The 15,258-nt window shown below is 73.8% G+C and carries 10 protein-coding genes; 2 read left to right on the forward strand and 8 right to left on the reverse strand.

Annotated elements, in window-relative coordinates:
* Positions 1-56 precede the first annotated feature (56 nt).
* Entirely contained in the window at positions 57-3,809 is a 3,753-nt protein-coding gene (locus ACFVDM_RS36170; protein ID WP_383650894.1) for a S8 family peptidase, read from the reverse strand.
* Positions 3,810-3,991: 182 nt separating this feature from the next.
* Between ACFVDM_RS36170 and ACFVDM_RS36175 the strand changes: the two genes are divergently transcribed.
* Positions 3,992-4,843, forward strand: a complete 852-nt coding sequence (locus ACFVDM_RS36175; RefSeq protein WP_383650897.1) for a helix-turn-helix transcriptional regulator — start codon at positions 3,992-3,994, stop codon at positions 4,841-4,843.
* A 24-nt stretch (positions 4,844-4,867) separates the two neighbouring features.
* Here the strand turns inward: ACFVDM_RS36175 and ACFVDM_RS36180 are convergent, their stop codons facing one another.
* Both ACFVDM_RS36180 and ACFVDM_RS36185 read right to left on the reverse strand, forming a co-directional pair.
* A complete protein-coding gene (locus ACFVDM_RS36180) occupies positions 4,868-8,983 on the reverse strand; it encodes a S8 family serine peptidase (RefSeq protein ID WP_383650899.1) in 4,116 nt (1,371 codons plus the stop codon).
* Positions 8,984-9,153: 170 nt separating this feature from the next.
* On the reverse strand, positions 9,154-9,738 hold the full coding sequence (locus ACFVDM_RS36185) for a hypothetical protein (protein ID WP_383650901.1): 585 nt from the start codon (positions 9,736-9,738) through the stop codon (positions 9,154-9,156).
* Between the two features lie 302 nt (positions 9,739-10,040).
* On the opposite strand from ACFVDM_RS36185, the gene ACFVDM_RS36190 reads away from it, so the two are divergent.
* Positions 10,041-10,265, forward strand: a complete 225-nt coding sequence (locus tag ACFVDM_RS36190) for a hypothetical protein (protein ID WP_383650903.1) — start codon at positions 10,041-10,043, stop codon at positions 10,263-10,265.
* 27 nt (positions 10,266-10,292) lie between these two features.
* On the opposite strand, the gene ACFVDM_RS36195 is transcribed toward ACFVDM_RS36190, so the two are convergent.
* From ACFVDM_RS36195 to ACFVDM_RS36215, 5 genes are all read right to left on the reverse strand, one after another.
* Complete coding sequence (locus ACFVDM_RS36195; RefSeq protein ID WP_383650905.1) at positions 10,293-10,883, reverse strand: hypothetical protein; 591 nt, start codon at positions 10,881-10,883, stop codon at positions 10,293-10,295.
* Positions 10,884-10,897: 14 nt separating this feature from the next.
* Positions 10,898-12,061, reverse strand: coding sequence for an ROK family glucokinase (locus ACFVDM_RS36200; protein WP_383650907.1), 1,164 nt, complete (start codon positions 12,059-12,061; stop codon positions 10,898-10,900).
* A gap of 164 nt (positions 12,062-12,225) precedes the next feature.
* Complete coding sequence (locus ACFVDM_RS36205) at positions 12,226-13,074, reverse strand: ATP-binding cassette domain-containing protein (protein ID WP_383650910.1); 849 nt, start codon at positions 13,072-13,074, stop codon at positions 12,226-12,228.
* Positions 13,071-14,117: an ABC transporter permease gene (locus ACFVDM_RS36210; protein WP_383650914.1), complete on the reverse strand. Its 1,047-nt coding sequence runs from the start codon at positions 14,115-14,117 to the stop codon at positions 13,071-13,073. The genes ACFVDM_RS36205 and ACFVDM_RS36210 overlap by 4 nt, the downstream gene beginning before the upstream one ends.
* Complete coding sequence (locus ACFVDM_RS36215) at positions 14,114-15,097, reverse strand: sugar ABC transporter substrate-binding protein (RefSeq protein WP_383650918.1); 984 nt, start codon at positions 15,095-15,097, stop codon at positions 14,114-14,116. The genes ACFVDM_RS36210 and ACFVDM_RS36215 overlap by 4 nt, the downstream gene beginning before the upstream one ends.
* Positions 15,098-15,258 lie beyond the last annotated feature (161 nt).

The raw sequence follows: 15,258 nt of genomic DNA on the forward strand, positions 1-15,258 counted from the left end.
GGGGCCGCCCGTCTCCGGGCGGCCCCTGTAAGGCGTGTCTCGGCTGTGAGGCGTGCTCAGCGCACCTCGTACGCGCGGACCATCGTCTGGGCGACACGGGCGCCCTGTCCGTCGGTCAGGGTGACGCGCAGATGGACGAAGGTTCCGGCGGGGGCGTCGCCCGGGACGGACGCCTCCCAGGTCCCGTGCGTCCGCTTCGTCGCGGCGGGCCGCCAGTCGGTGACGGCGTCCGCGGTGGTCTGGTCACCGTAGGCGTACTCGACACGGGCGGTCTCCAGGGAGACGGGAGTCTCGCTGCCGTCCACGGCCGCGCCGACGCCGATCGTGGTGGCCTCGCCCGCTGGGCGGGTGTTGCGCAGATCGGAGGGGAGGCCGAGGACGGGGACGAGCAGGCGCTGGGCGCCCTGGTCGGCCGGGCCCGAGCGGAAGTTCCACTCCGTGGCGTAGGCCAGGCCCGTACGGTCGGCGGCGGAGGCGGGCCGCTGCCAGGTCTGGCGGAACGTGAGGTCCGCCGGTTCGCCGGGCAGCTCGTACATCCCGGAGACCAGGGCCTCGGGTGCGCCGTTCACGAGGAGTTGGCGGGTGCCGTAGTCGGAGCGGGCGAGGGTGGAGTCATGACCGCCGGCGTCGCCGAACGGGGCGATGGTGAAGGTGAGCCGGTCGCTGTCCCGGTTCATCAGCGCGGGGCTGTAGGTGTTGCGGACCGGGCCGTAGGGCGACTTGTACCAGTACGCCGTGGACGCGCCCTGCCGGACCGCGCGGGGGCCGTCGTAGGCGGTACCGCTGTTGGGGCCGAGGTCGCGGCGCATCAGCGTCGTCCAGGTCAGCCCCTCGGTGCCGGACGGGGTGAAGTACTCGGTGCGGCGCTGCGGGGCGTGCAGGGGCAGCGTCGTGCCGCCCGCCCAGACGGCGGCCATGCCGGGCAGGCCGACCTTGACGTCGGACCAGTAGGTGGTGTCGCCGGTGGCCTGCTGCACGTGGTAGCGGGCGTCGGTGACGGCGAGTTCGCGGTCGCGGACCCGGTGGGTGCCGGGGCGGATCGCGTTCTTCGAGGTGTACGCCAGGTTGTACACGTACGGGCTGTTCGCGGTCGCGGTCCCCGACCAGCTCAGGTCCGCCGATCCGGACGACGCGGCCTCCGCCTTCAGGGCGAGCGCGTCGTCCCAGGTGATGGTGGCCTGCGGGACGCCTTCGGGCCCGGTGGTCTGGATGCGGCCCCTGCTGTCGGGGACGGCGGCCAGCACCCCGGCGGCACCGGCCTTCGCCGCGGCGGAGGCCCAGATGTAGGCGTTGCCGCCCCCGGTCCCGGCGTCGACCAGGGCGATCCTGCCCTTCAGGTCGTGCGCGACGAAGTTCTCCTCGGTCCCCTTGCCGATCGCGACTACCTCGGCGGAGCCCCGCCCGTCGAACTCGGTGGCCTTCTGCACCGGAAGGGAGTCCAGGACCCGCCCGCCGCCGGTGGTGAACCGGGCGAGCGGCGCGGTCTGCCGCACGGACGCGAGGAAGGTGACCCGCTCGGCGCGGCGGACCGGCTGGGCGTAGATCGCCTTGGTGTACGAGGGCACGGAGGTGGCGTATCCGGCGAGCAGCCGGCCGGTGTCGTCCAGGCCGTGGGTCAGCCCGATGGCGAATCCGTTGGGACGGCTCGGCCGGTCGGTGTCCCAGGTGACCGGTTCGGCGGCGCGGGCGTCCAGGGTGACGGTGGTGTCACCGGAGACGGTGAGTTCGGGCCGGTAGAGCTGGGAGACCGACGCGACGCTGCCGAGGTCACCGGGCTCGTCCCGGGTCATGATCATGCCGCTGAGGTCGTAGGTGCCGAGCGGGACCCGGATCGTGGTGCTGCCCGCGGCCGGGTAGCCGATGGTGTAGCGCCGCGCGGTGTCGCGGTGGTCGTCGAACAGTTGGAAGGCCGAGGGGGACGTCGCGGGCTCGCCGTGCCGGTCCAGGCCCTTGACGGTCAGATCGGCGGACGGCACCTCCAGGTGCACGGCGAACGGCACGTCGAGCCGCACCCCGTGCGCGCCGGTGCCCAGGAGGCGGCCGGTGAGCGTACCGTACGCCCCGGCGGCGAGCTCCACCGCCGGGTCGATGCGGACCGGCACGTCGGCGGTGCCGTTCGCGGGCACGGTGACGCGGGTGCGGGCGGGCGCGGCCAGCCCCTTCACCCGGCTGCCGTCGTCGCCGCGCACCTCGCGGACGGCGAGGTCCAGGGTGACGTCCCGGTCGGTGACGTTGGTCAGGCTGATCGCCCGGTCGACCGGGTCGAGTCCGGCCTGCGGGTAGGCGAAGTCGCCGAGGAGCGTGTTGGGCGCGGCGACGACCGGCTGGGTGAGCGCGCGGGCGACGTCCATGGGTCCGGCGCCCTGGTCCAGGACGGGGGCGCCGGTGTCCTTCGCGGAGGAGGTGAGCAGCGCCTTGAGGCGGGCGGGGGTCAGGTCGGGGTGCTGCTGGAGCAGGAGCGCGGCGCCGCCGGCGACGTGCGGGGTGGCCATGGAGGTCCCGGACATCGCCCGGTAGGCGAGATCACCCCGGCCGCCGGCCCGTGCGGCAACGACGCCGACGCCCTGGGAGGCGATGTCGGGCTTGGCGTTGACGCCGTCGGCGGAGGGGCCGCGGCTGGAGAAGGAGGCCGTCTCGTTCGAGCGGTCGACGGCGCCGACGGTGAGCGCGCCGGGCGCACAGCCCGGGGTGGAGACGGTGCCGCGCAGCGAGGCGTTGCCGGCCGCGATGACGAACAGGGCCTTGTCCGCGAGGCGCTGGACGGCTTCGACGTCCGGTCCCGCGCAGCTGGTGGCGCCGTCGGCGCCGAGCGACATGGAGACGACCCGGGCGCCCTGGGCGACGGCCCATTCCATGCCCTGGACGATGCCGCTGATCGAGCCGGATCCGTCGTCGCCGAGCACCTTGCCGACGAGGAGGTCCGCGCCGGGGGCCATGCCGGCGTACCGGCCGCCGGAGGCCGCGCCGGTGCCGGCGACGGTGGACGCGGTGTGGGTGCCGTGGCCGGTGCGGTCGTGGTCGTCCTGGCCGTTGACGAAGACCTTGGTGGCGGTGATCCGGCCGGCGAGGTCGGGGTGGTCCGCGTCGATTCCGGTGTCCAGGACGGCGACCTTGACGCCGCTGCCGTCGAGGCCGGCGCGGTGGGCGGCGCCGGCTCCGGTGAGCGGCACGGTCGGGGTGTCGGGCACGGGCGCGGCGGTGCCCCGCACCTTGGCGTCGAGCCAGACGCGGGTGACGGCTCCGGCGGTGCGGGCGGTCTTCTCGGCGGGGGCGAGCTGCCGCCAGGCCTCGGCGGCGGACTTCTTGGTGACGGCCAGTCCGGCGCCGCCGATGGAGGCGAGCGCGGCGGTGGTGCGGGTGCCGGGCCGGGCGGTGCGCGGGGTGCGCCCCCCGGCGTACTGCACGATCACGGGCACGGTGGCGGAGTGCGCGTCGTCGTAGCCGTCCGCGACGAGCCGGCCGATGTCGAAGAGGCGCGCGTCCACGAGTCCGGCGTCCACCAGCTTCTCGACGCCCTGCGGGAACACATAGGTGCGGGTGCCGTCCTGCCAGACGGCGGCGGGGTGGTCGGTGCCGTCCACGGGGCGCGGCGAGGCCGAGAGGATCCGCCCGTCGTGGGCGACCCGGGCGTCGACCACGTCACCGGTGACCAGGGTGACGGTCACGGTGCGGGCGGTGTCGGTGCCGGTGCCGGTCACCGGGGTGGTGGTGGCGGTGGGTCCTGCCTGGGCGGCGGGTACGCCGACGGCGAGCAGCGCCACGGCCGCGAGCCCGGCGGCGGTGGTCCGCCACGGTCTGCTGCGTCTCACGGGGGAACTCCTGATCGAAGGGGTGATGGACCAGAAGGGTGGCCAATGCGCGCCCCCGGTGGGCGGGTTCGGGCTGGCGAGTGACCGCCATGACGTATTCACGACACCCTGGGGGCCGGGCCGCCGCGGGTCGTCGAGGGGGTCCCTGCGGGCGCGGCGGCGGGGGCGGCGACACTAGGGGCATGTCGCCCGTTCCAGGAACACCCTCGCAGCGGCCCGAAGGCGCCGCGCCGTCCGGTCCGGCCCTGCGCGCCTCCCTCGACGAGCTGCGGGGGCACCTGCGGGGCGCGGACGCCGCGCTGGCCCGGCTGCTCGGGCAGTGGGGGCCGGAGGGCGGCGGGGCGGCCGACGAGCACGTGGTGCGGGTCTGGGAGCGCGTGGAGGAACAGGCGCGCCGCATCTACGAGATGGAGTACGCGGCCCGGACCTCGCTGTGGGGCTTCCAGTCGGGGGCGAACACCGTGGCCCCGGTGCCGACGACGATCCCCGGCGGCCCCGACGGGCCCGGTGCGCCGGGTGGTCCGGAGGCGGAGGGGCCGGACGAGGGCGGAACGTCGATGCGCAAGGACGGCAACCCGGACGCCTCGTACCGGATCGTGGTGGACCGGGACTTCCTGTCGGAGCCGGCCGCGCTGCGCGCCCTGGACCTGCGGGTGGAGCGGGGTCATCAGGTGCGGGTGGTGGACCAGCCGCTGATCAAGCTGCTGATCGCGGACGAGGAGACGGCCATGGTGCAGGTCGAGCCGGGGCGGTCGCTGGAACTGCGGCCGCCGCTGGTGGTGCTGGCGGTGGAGCTGTTCGAGTCCGTGTGGCGCCGCTCGCGCCCGTATCTGCGCGAGGACGGCGATCTGAGCCCCACCGACCGCCGCATCCTCCAGCTGATGCTGTCGGGCCTCACGGACGCGGCGACGGCCCATCAGCTGGGCACGTCGCCGCGTACGGTGCAGCGCCGGGTGCGGGCGCTGATGGATCTGGCCGCCGTGACCTCGCGCGTCCAGCTGGGCTGGTACGCGATCCGGAACAACTGGGTGTGAACCGGGGCCGCGGCGGCCGTCCGTCTACATCAGGGACAGGTAGTCCTCCAGGGTCCTGCCGCGCAGCGTCCTGACCGGGTCGGTCACGCGGTCGCTCATGCTGTTGTGCGCGAGGTAGTTCTGGCGCACCCAGTCCAGGTCCTTGGGGCCGACGGTCCCGTCGTGGTCGATGTCGGCGGCCCGGTCGGCGGTGCCCCGCGCGGCGTACACGGCGGCGGCGTCCCGGACGTCGATGACGTCGTCACCGTTGACGTCACCGGCGACGAGGGCGGCGCCCGAGGTGCCGTTGGTGCCGGCGATCCCCCACGGGCCGTCCAGGCCGAGGTCGATGTCCTCGGTCCAGGTGAAGTGTCCGGGGACCTTCACCTCGAAGCGGTAGGGCGTGTCGGACGGGGCCAGTCCGCCGACGGAGAGCTTGCCCGCCCGGTCCACGGGGAGGGTGCGGCGGGTGCCGTCGGGTGCGGTGAGCGTCGTCCCGATGCCGTCGGCGGTGTGGTCGCGGACGCTGTCGAAGCCGCCGTCGCGGTTGAGCAGGCCCTGGACCGCGGGGCGGGAACCGAACGTCGACGTCGGGTTGAGCATCCGCACCGCGCCGTAGAACTGGACGTTCAGATTGGTCTTGGCACCGGCGGTGTCGACGGCGGAGGTGCTGCCCGTGCTGAACCCCGCCACGCTCGTCATCGTGCCGCCGGTCACCTCGTACGTCAGCTTCAGCAGCGGCATCGCGTCATCGGTCAGCCCCTCGGGGTCGGAGACGTCGAACGACAGGGTGCTGTACGAGGAGGAGCCGGCGGAGACGTCGGTGCGGCGGATCTCCGACGGGCCGTGCGCGGTGAGCGCGTCGGTCGCGTCGACGGAGACGAGCCGCACGTTCCGGTCGTCGTAGCGGATCTGCGAGGTGAACGTCTTCCAGTCCTTCAGGTGGTGCGCGGTCAGCGTGTAGGTGACGCGGTCCCCGGCGCGGGCGGTCGACGTGCTCGCGTCGCCGACCACGTACGGAGTGCCCTTCTTGATCAGGTTCAGGATGCGGATGTCGCCGATGTTGCCCGCGGCGTCCGTGGGCCACAGCTTGAGCATGGAGATGGGCGGACCGGCGGAGAGCTTGACCTGCCCGTTCACGGTGCCGTCGGCTCCGACGGTGAGCCGGCCCTCGGGGGCGTTCGGGCTGTACTGGGAGTAGTAGAGGAGGTTGTCGTCCTGGCCGATGTCGAGACCGGCCGCGCGGATGGCGTCGGTCTGGGCGTCGCGCAGGGTGCCGCCGACGGTGAACGCCGTGGCGTCGGCGGGGCGTTCGACGACGGTGGGGTGGGCGGGGTCCCAGGCGCCGTAGGCGTCCTGGTAGTCGGGCAGCTTCGTGTCGACGTAGACGTCGCGCAGTTCACTGTCCGTGCCGCCCGCCGCGTCCGTGCCGACGATGCGCAGCTTGTAGTGGCCGTCGGTCATGTACCGGCCGCGCGGGTCCACCGGGGTGGCGTCGTCGCCGGTCAGCGGGAAGTACCAGGTGCCGACGGTCGCCGGACCGTAGAGCACGCCCTCGCTGAGTCCGGTGGTGTTGATGCCGCCGACGTAACCGATGTCCTTGCCGTCGGCGTCGGTCAGGAAGACGTCGACGCTGCGCAGCTGACCGGCCATCATCAGGTTGAAGGTCGCGGCGCCCTTGCCCACCGCGCCCTGGTCGGAGCCCAGGCCGGTCGACATGACGGGCTTGGTCATCTCGATCCTCTCGAACCCGGACGGTGCGACGCGCAGGCCGAACGGCACGTGCAGGACGGGCAGTCCGCTCCCCCGGCCCGGGGTCAGCGTGACCGTGCCCTCGTAGTAGCCGGCCGGGGCGCCGGCGGGCACGCGCAGGGCCGCGGTGAGGTTCCGCCGGCCGTGGGCCCCGAGCGTGACCGTGCCGGGGGTGGTCAGGGCGAGGCCGGCGGCGTCGCCGTCGGCGGAGACGCCGGAGCCGGTGCCGAAGGACGTCCGCACGGTGTACGTGGCGGGCCGGCCGCTGTCGTTGCGCACCCGCAGGGTCCGCCGGATGTCGGTGGCGCGGCCCACCGGCAGCACGCCGAGGTCCAGCGCGCCGGTGTCGGCGGCGATCTCGGTCCGCTCGCCCTCGACGGTGACGTACGGGGTGGTCTCGGGCACCTGGACGGAGGTGGTGGCGTGGACCGCCGCGTACGGGTCGACGGCGCCGGCGCCGGCCTCGAAGACGCTGACGTCGCCGGGCAGCGCGGTCGCCGTGTTCATCAGCCGCGCCTTCACGGCGTCGGGGCTCAGCGAGCGGTCGTGCTGGAGCAGCAGGGCCGCGGTGCCCGCGACGTACGGCGCGGCCATGGAGGTGCCGCTGAGCCGGGCGTAGGCGTAGGTGTAGTCGTCGCCCTCGGGGTCGACGATGTCGGCGGGCACGGACGAGAGGACGCTGACGCCGGGCGCGGTGACCTCGGGCTTGATGGCGGAGGTGCCGTAGACCGGGCCGCGCGAGCTGAAGTCGGCCAGCGCGCCGTCGCCGAGCCGGAAGGTGCCCCGGGCGGCGAAGGAGACCTCGGCGCCCGCCGTGCCGAGCGCCGCGCCGTCGGCGGCCGTCACCGAGAACGCGGGGACGTAGCGCGGGTTCTCGCCGAGGTAGACCGGGATGTGCCCCTCGGCGGCGTTGTCGTTGACGAGCAGCACGGCGGCGGCGCCCTGGTCGTGGGCGCGCCGCACCTTCTCGTCGAGCGGGATGCCGCCGCGCCGGACGAGGACGGCCCGGCCGGTGACGTCCTTGCCGGTGTATCCGGCCGCGGTGCCGGTGGAGACGTCGACGACGCCGAGCGGGCCGCCGGTCAGCCGGTCGAGGGCGTCGCCGTAGGGCTGGGCGAGCAGCCGCCCCTCGGCCGCGGCGGATCCGGCGGTCAGGGTGTACGAAGGCAGGGTCAGCGGCGCGGAGTGGGCGCCGACGGTCATTGGCAGCGCGGCGGCGGCCGGAGTGGCCACCGTGCCCGTCCTCGGTCCGCTGTTGCCGGCGGCTATGACGGTGGTGACGCCGGCCAGGACGAGGTTGTCGGCGGCGATGGACTGCGGGCTGAGCGGGTCGTTGATCGCGGCGCCCAGCGACATGTTGACGACGTCCATGCCGTCCGCCGCTGCCCGGTCCATGGCGGCGACGATGTCGCTGGTGCGGCCGCTGCCGTAGGGACCGAGGACCCGGTACGCGTACACGAAGGCGTCGGGGGCCACGCCGTGCGCGGCCCGCTCCCGGCCGGCCGGCCCGCGTCCGGCGACGATGCCGGCGACATGGGTGCCGTGCTCGGTGTAGTAGGTGGAGCCCTGGTTGGTCTCGGCGCGGCCGGAGGCCTTCCAGTCCTCGTACGTGGTCTCCATCGGGTCCTCGTCGTTGTCGACGAAGTCGTGGCCGCCCGCGTACACGTCCTTGAGGTCGGGGTGGTGGTAGTCGATGCCGGTGTCGATGATCCCGACCTTGACGCCCTTGCCGGTGACGCCCTCGGCGTGCAGCCGGGTGAGCGCGTCGTCGCCGGCTTCCGCGCCGGTCCGCCCGTCCGCCCCGGAGCCGGTGGCCTCCGGGTCCGAGAGCGCCTTCACCTCGGCGTCGGGCCAGACGGAGGCGACCCCGTCGTGGCGGAGGAGTTCGGCGACACGGTCGCCGGGCAGCCGCAGGCTCACCCCGTCGAAGCTCCGGGTGAAGCTGCGGCGCGGCTTCGGCACCGCGACCGCGCCCCTGGCCGTGCCCCTGGCTGTGCCCTTCGCCCCGGCTTCCGGCGCGGGGAACATCGTCGCCAGCGCGTCGCGGAAGGAGTCCTGGGCCTCGGTCACGGCGGCGCGCGCGTCGCTCTCGCTCAGCTCGCGGCCCTGCGCGGCGGCCAGCAGCCGGGCGGTGCGGGCGGGCGGGGTGCGCAGCTGCACGATGACGTCGACGGGGTCGGAGGAGGCGAGCGCCCGGTCGGAGAGGTGCACCCCGCCCAGCTCCAGGCCCGCCATCCGGTGCAGCGCCTGGCGTTCCTGCCCGTCGAGGGAGGCCAGCACGGAGGCGGCGCTCGGCGGGGCGGTCGGTTTCGGCGCGGCGGCCGCCGCCGGCGCCGCACCCGCGGCGGCGGCCAGCAGAGTGGCCGCCACCACCAGGGACAGGCGTCGTTGTTCCGGGACGTGCGTCATGGGTTGCCTTGCTTCCGCTCGGGAGGGACCGGGGATCGTCGCACGATCATCGGTGCGGGGCGGAGCAGGGCGGAAGGCCGGTCGCTGGCGGGATCACGACGTGTCGTCAAACCGCCATCGGGGCGTCGCGGCGCGGGGGCGCGCCGGGGACACGGGGTCGCCGCGCCGGGTCAGTCGTCGTGGCCGTGGTCGCGTGGCCGCCGGCCCGTCCAGACGGGTTCGAGCGCCTCCCATTCGCGTTCCCAGGCGTCGAGCCGTCGGTTCAGGGCGCGTCTGCGGACGAGGAGGAAGCCGCCGCCCTCGGCGAGGACGACGAGGCCGGTGACGACGATCCCGAAGGCCGCGGAGGTCAGCGCGCGCTGGGCGAGGCCGAACGCGGGCCGGGCCCGGTAGGCGCCCGCGTCGTCGACCCAGATCTCCACCGGGGTCCCCTTCGCGGTGTCCGGCCGCACATGGACGGTGCCGGTCCTCGGGGTGTGCGCGGGGTACTCCCAGCGGGCGGGCGCGGTGGCGGTGGGCGCGGCGGCGTACCGGGTCTCGGGGACGATCACGGACCGGTCGGTGGTGGTGGCCACGACCCGGTGGCGGTGGGCGGCGGCCACGGCGTCGTCCCGGGCGTCGGCGCGCCAGGCGGCCGCCGCGCCGAGCAGACCGCAGAGCAGGGCGAAGAGCGCGGCGACGACGAGCCAGCGGTGCACGGGGCGGCGCCGTCCGAACGCACCGGGGCCGAGGTCCGGGAGATCGTCGCTGTCCATGGCGCTCGCCTCCGTGCCCGGCCGGAAAGGGGCGGGACGGCCCCGGGGGCCCCTGCCTCCGTCCCAGGGTGGCCCTCCCGGGGGCGCCGCGCACGCCGGAGCCGGAAGGCCGAGGTCCGAAAGCCGCGGCCGGGACGCCGGCGGTCCGGCTCCGGCTCCGGCTCCGGCTCCGGCTCCGGCTCCGGCATGAGCGAAACCGGGCCGGGCGGTGCGGGGGCGGCAACGTACCGGATTCCGGCGCCGGGCGGGCGGTTGTGGCGGGACCGGATGCGCGCGCGGGCGCTCCGGGCCACGCTGGAGGTATGGCTACTCCTCCGATCGTGATCCACCGGCCGACCCCGTCCGGGGCCCGGCTCGTCACCGTGCACATCGCCGGACGCGAAGAGAAGCTGGGGCTCGCCCACAGCGACCACGACGTCATCGTCTTCCTCGCGGACGCCGGGATGGCCGACCCCGAGCGGGCGCTCGACACCCCGTCGCTCGTCGAGTGGCAGGGCGCCGCCGCCCACGAGTACACCGCGTCCTGAACCGCTCCCGCCGGACGGCGGCCCGGATCAGGGGGTCGCCGCGGAGACCACGTAGACGACCGGGGACGCCGGGTCGGTCATGTCGACGGTGATGTCCTGGGTGGGGCGCGGGTCGGGGTTGGTGTGCCGGACGCCGGCCCAGGAGACGCCGTCCACGAAGTGCCAGCCGGCGATCTTCCGGTCGCGGGCCCCGACGGTGACCTCGCCCGCCTCCAGCGCGGCACGGCCGGTGCCGACCTGGGTCAGGAAGCGGTCCAGACCGTTGGACGACGTGCGGAACTGCACGTACATCCGGCTGGCCTTCCAGTTGTTGGTCTCGTAGTACTGCACCTCGACCGCGTCCTTGGGGATCGGCACCTCGAAGATGCGGCGGAGCATGCGCGAGGGCCAGCCCTCGCGCAGTCCCTGGGCGGCCGCCTCGGCGGCCTTGTCCTGGCCGGAGCGGCGGCTCTGGCCCGCGGAGATCAGCAGGTACCCGGCGGGGACGCCGATCAGCAGCACGATGATGGTCGCCGTGATCAGGCGCCGGCGGATCGTCCGCCGCCGCTCCTCGGGGGGCGGGCCCTCGCCGGGCGGCGGGGACTGGCGCGGCACGACGGGGTGCTCGGCTGCGGTCATGGGTGTGGGCGTCCCTAGGAAGTGCGGGTGTTGCGGGTGTTGCGGATGGTGCTCGCGGCCTGGTCGTAGATCTGGGCGTACCGCTCGTAGCGCTCGACGCGGCGGCGGTTGGTGCGCCGGAACCGGCGGGCCACCAGCCGGGCGAGGTCGGCCGCGCCGACCATACCGGCCTCGGGGCCGAGCTGGGCCTTGGCGATCTTGGCCTCGGGACGGTAGCCGCGCCCGGTGAGGTGCCGTTTGAAGGCGTCCCTGGCCGGTCCGATCAGCAGGTCGTCGGCGGCGCTGACACCGCCGCCGATGACGAAGCAGGAGGGGTCGAGCGCGGCGGCCAGATTGGCGATGCCGACGCCCAGCCACTGGCCGATGTCCTGGAGGAGTTCGACGCACATCGCGTCGCCCTCGCGGGCCAGTTCGGTGATGAGCGGGCCGGTGATGTCGGGGATGTTGCCCTTGACCCGCTCGATGATCCCGTGGGCGACCGGCGAGTCGGCGGCGGCCAGCTCCTTCGCCTCGCGGACCAGGGCGTTGCCGGAGCTGTACTGCTCCCAGCAGCCCCGGTTGCCGCAGGGGCAGCGGTGGCCGCCGGGCACCACCTGCATGTGGCCGAACTCACCGGCCACGCCGTAGCGGCCGCGCTTGACCCGGCCGTCCTCCAGGATCGCGCCGCCGATGCCGGTGCCCAGCGTGATCATGACCAGGTGGTCCTCGCCGCGGCCGGCGCCGAAGCGCCACTCGGCCCAGGCGGCGGTGTTGGCGTCGTTGTCCACCATGACGGGGACGACGAGCCGGGAGGCGAGGGCGTCGCGCAGGGGTTCGTCGCGCCAGGCGAGGTGCGGGGCGAAGAGGACCTTGGAGCGGTCGGCGTCGACCCAGCCGGCCGCGCCGATGCCCACGGCGTGGACGTCGTGGCGGTCGGAGAGGTCCAGGACCAGCTCGACGATGGTGTCCTCGACGACCTTGGGGCTCTTGGACTTGTCCGGCGTCTCGGTGCGCACGGTCTCCAGGATGGTGCCGTCGGCGTCGACGACGCCGGCCATCACCTTCGTCCCGCCGATGTCGATCCCGACGGTGGGGACCCGGGGCGCGGTGAGGTGCGAACGCCGTTCCCGGGTGCCGACGGTCCGCAGGACGGTCGCGCGGGCGGAGCCGCGGTGTGTGAAGTCGCGGTACGTGCTCATCGTCCCTGCGGGGTCTGGGGGGCCGGACCCTGGGGTTCCGGCGGCGGACGCGGTGCCCGCCGCCCCCGATTCTGCCACTGCCGGAGGGGGCGCGTACGTCGGCCGCTGCGCCGCCGCGCCCCCGGCGGGCCCGGTGGGCGGGCGCGGGGGCGCGGCGGGGACGGTCAGCCGGTGGTGCCGTCGTTCGCCGACGGGGCGTCCGGGCGGCCGGGCACCGAGGTCCGCTCCAGCTCGTGGCTCAGCTCCTCCAGCTCGCTGCCGCCCGCCATCTGGCGGGTCAGCTCGTCGAGCGTGACGTCGTCCTTGGTGTGGCTCCCGGCCATCGCGCCCCGCTTGAGCAGGACGAAGCGGTCGCCGACGAGGAAGGCGTGGTGCGGGTTGTGGGTGATGAGGACCACGCCGAGCCCGGCGTCCCGGGCGGCGGCGACGTACTTGAGCACGACCCCGGACTGCTTGACGCCGAGCGCGGCGGTCGGCTCGTCGAGGACGAGGACCTTGGCGCCGAAATGGACGGCGCGGGCGATGGCGACGCACTGGCGCTCGCCGCCGGACAGGGTGCCGATGGGCTGGTCGACGTCGCGCAGGTCGATGCCCATCCGCAGCAGCGCGGAGCGGGTCGTCTCGCGCATCAGCCGGACGTCCAGGCGCTTGAAGGGGCCGGCGCCGGTGGTCGGCTCGGAGCCGAGGAAGAAGTTCCGCCAGACCGGCATCAGCGGGACGACGGCGAGGTCCTGGTAGACGGTGGCGATGCCCCGGTCCAGGGCGTCGCGCGGATTGGCGAGGGTGGTCTCCTCGCCGTCCACGAGGAAGCGTCCGGCGTCGTGCCCGTGCAGTCCCGCGATGATCTTGATCAGGGTGGACTTGCCGGCGCCGTTGTCGCCGAGGACGCAGGAGATCTGCCCGGCGTGGACCTCCAGGGAGACGTCCTGGAGCGCCTTGATGTTGCCGTAGAACTTGCTGACGTGGTCCAGCTCGACCAGCGGCTGCCCGCTCGGTTCCCGGGGTGCCGTCATGAGGTCGCCTCCGCGCGCTTGCGTACCCATGCGTTGAGCAGGGTGGCCAGGAGCAGCATGGCTCCGAGGAAGAACTTGAACCAGTCGGGGTTCCACTCCGCGTAGACGATGCCCTTGCTGGTCATGCCGAAGATGAAGGCGCCGACGGCCGAGCCGATGGCGGAGCCGTAGCCGCCGGTGATCAGACAGCCGCCGATGACGGCCGCGATGATGTAGATCAGTTCGTTGCCGACGCCCTCGCCGGACTGCACCACGTCGTAGCTGAACAGCAGGTGCTGGCCGGAGACCCAGGCGGCGAAGGCGACCCCGAGGTAGAGGCCGATCTTGGTGCGGACCACCGGGACGCCGACCGCGCGGGCCGCGTCCGCTCCCCCGCCGACGGCGAAGATCCAGTTGCCGAAGCGGGTGCGGAGCAGGATCCAGGTGGCGAGCGCGACGAGGACGGCCCACCAGAGGATGGTCACCTTCAGCTCGACGCCGCCGACCGTCAGGTACGAGGCGAAGACCTTCCGGGCCGAGGGGAAGCCCTCCATGTTGCCGATCGTCTTCGTCGACACGGTGCCGCTGATCAGCTTGGTGAAGCCGAGGTTCAGTCCGGTCAGCATCAGGAAGGTGCCGAGCGTGATGATGAAGCTGGGCAGTTTCGTCCGGGTCAGCATGAAGCCGTTGAACGCGCCGATGGCCAGGGTGACCAGCAGTGACACGAACACGCCGACCCAGACGTTGGCCGTCATCTGGTAGCTGAACATGGAGGAGACCAGCGCCGAGCTGGTCACCAGCACACCGGCGGAGAGGTCGAACTCGCCGCCGATCATCAGCAGCGCGACCGGCGCCGCCATGATCCCGATGGTGGAGGCGGCGTAGAGCACCGTGCCGAAGCTGGTGGCCCGCAGGAAGCTGTCCGCGACGACCGAGAAGAACAGGAAGACCGCCAGCGCGCCGACGACCGAGCCCAGCTCGGGGCGGCCGAGGAGCCTGCGCAGCGGCGAGGTGCGCAGCAGCCGCTCGTCGGCCGGGGCGGGGGACGCTCCGGACGCCGTCATCGGGTGCCCCGGTCGGCGTACGCGGCGAGCTGCGCGGCGTCGTCGGCGGTGATGATCTGCGGGCCGGTGAGGACCGGGCGGCCGCCGCCGAGGACGTTGCGGTTGTAGCGGTAGAGCCAGAGCAGGTCGACGGCCTCGTAGCCCTGGAGGTAGGGCTGCTGGTCGACGGCGAAGCCGAGGGTCTTGGCCTGCAGCTCGGCCGCGACCTTGGCGTTCAGGTCGAAGGTGTCGATCTCGGCCTTGCTGCCGGCGGTCTTCTTGGCCTTGACGGCGGCGTCGGCGAACGGGGCGCCGAGGGTGACCACCGCGTCGATGTCCTTGTCCGCCTGGAGCTTGGCCTCGATGGACGCCTGGACGTCGGGCATGTTGGTGCCCTCGACGTACAGGTTCTGCATCTCGCCGTCGAAGGTCTTCTTCGCCCCGGCGCAGCGCTGCTCGTGGCCGACGTTGCCCTGCTCGTGCAGGATGCAGAGGGCCTTCTTGCGGCCGCGCGCGTTCAGCTCCTCGCCGACGGCCTCGCCCGCGATGGACTCGTCCTGGCCGATGTGGGTGAGCGCGCCGTACTTCTTGGACTCGGCGGAGCCCGAGTTCACGGTGATCACCGGGATGCCGGCCTTGACGGCCTTGGCCACGACGTCCTTCATGGCGTCGGGCTTGGCGAGGGTGACGATCAGCCCGTCGACCTTCTTGTCGATGGCGGCCTGGACGAGCTGGGCCTGCTGCTGCGCCTCGTCGTTGTGCGAGTACAGGAAGTTGATGTTGTCCTTCTGGGCGGCCATCTTGGCGCCCTTCTGGACGATGTCCCAGAAGGTGTCGCCATCGCCCGAGTGGGTGACCATGGCGAAGGTCCAGCGGGGTGTGTTCACCGCGGACCGGCCCTCGGCGGCGGCCTGGGCCGCGCGCTCCTCCGCCCGCTTTCCGCCGGTGCTGCTGCATCCCATGAGGGAGACCCCGAGCACCGCCGCAAGCACGGCGCCCATCGCGCGTACCCCTGTCCGAACCCTTGCCACGACGCCGTGCCCTTCTTGTGCTGCTCGTTTGTGCTGCTGGTGGAGCCGGGTCCGTCAGGTCCCGGCCCGGCTGGGCAAGTATCCCCGAGCCCGGGGCGCCATCCCCCGGAGGGGCGACGCACGTGTGTCGG

The sequence above is a fragment of the Streptomyces sp. NPDC057682 genome, from assembly GCF_042799575.1.
Lineage (GTDB): Bacteria > Actinomycetota > Actinomycetes > Streptomycetales > Streptomycetaceae > Streptomyces.

Excerpts from the sequence above, each read along its gene's own strand:
- ACFVDM_RS36175 (WP_383650897.1), top strand. The coding sequence starts at position 3,992 with ATGTCGCCCGTTCCAGGAACACCCTCGCAGCGGCCCGAAGGCGCCGCG.
- ACFVDM_RS36180 (WP_383650899.1), bottom strand. The coding sequence starts at position 8,983 with ATGACGCACGTCCCGGAACAACGACGCCTGTCCCTGGTGGTGGCGGCC.
- ACFVDM_RS36185 (WP_383650901.1), bottom strand. The coding sequence starts at position 9,738 with ATGGACAGCGACGATCTCCCGGACCTCGGCCCCGGTGCGTTCGGACGG.
- ACFVDM_RS36190 (WP_383650903.1), top strand. The coding sequence starts at position 10,041 with ATGGCTACTCCTCCGATCGTGATCCACCGGCCGACCCCGTCCGGGGCC.
- ACFVDM_RS36195 (WP_383650905.1), bottom strand. The coding sequence starts at position 10,883 with ATGACCGCAGCCGAGCACCCCGTCGTGCCGCGCCAGTCCCCGCCGCCC.
- ACFVDM_RS36200 (WP_383650907.1), bottom strand. The coding sequence starts at position 12,061 with ATGAGCACGTACCGCGACTTCACACACCGCGGCTCCGCCCGCGCGACC.
- ACFVDM_RS36205 (WP_383650910.1), bottom strand. The coding sequence starts at position 13,074 with ATGACGGCACCCCGGGAACCGAGCGGGCAGCCGCTGGTCGAGCTGGAC.
- ACFVDM_RS36210 (WP_383650914.1), bottom strand. The coding sequence starts at position 14,117 with ATGACGGCGTCCGGAGCGTCCCCCGCCCCGGCCGACGAGCGGCTGCTG.
- ACFVDM_RS36215 (WP_383650918.1), bottom strand. The coding sequence starts at position 15,097 with ATGGGCGCCGTGCTTGCGGCGGTGCTCGGGGTCTCCCTCATGGGATGC.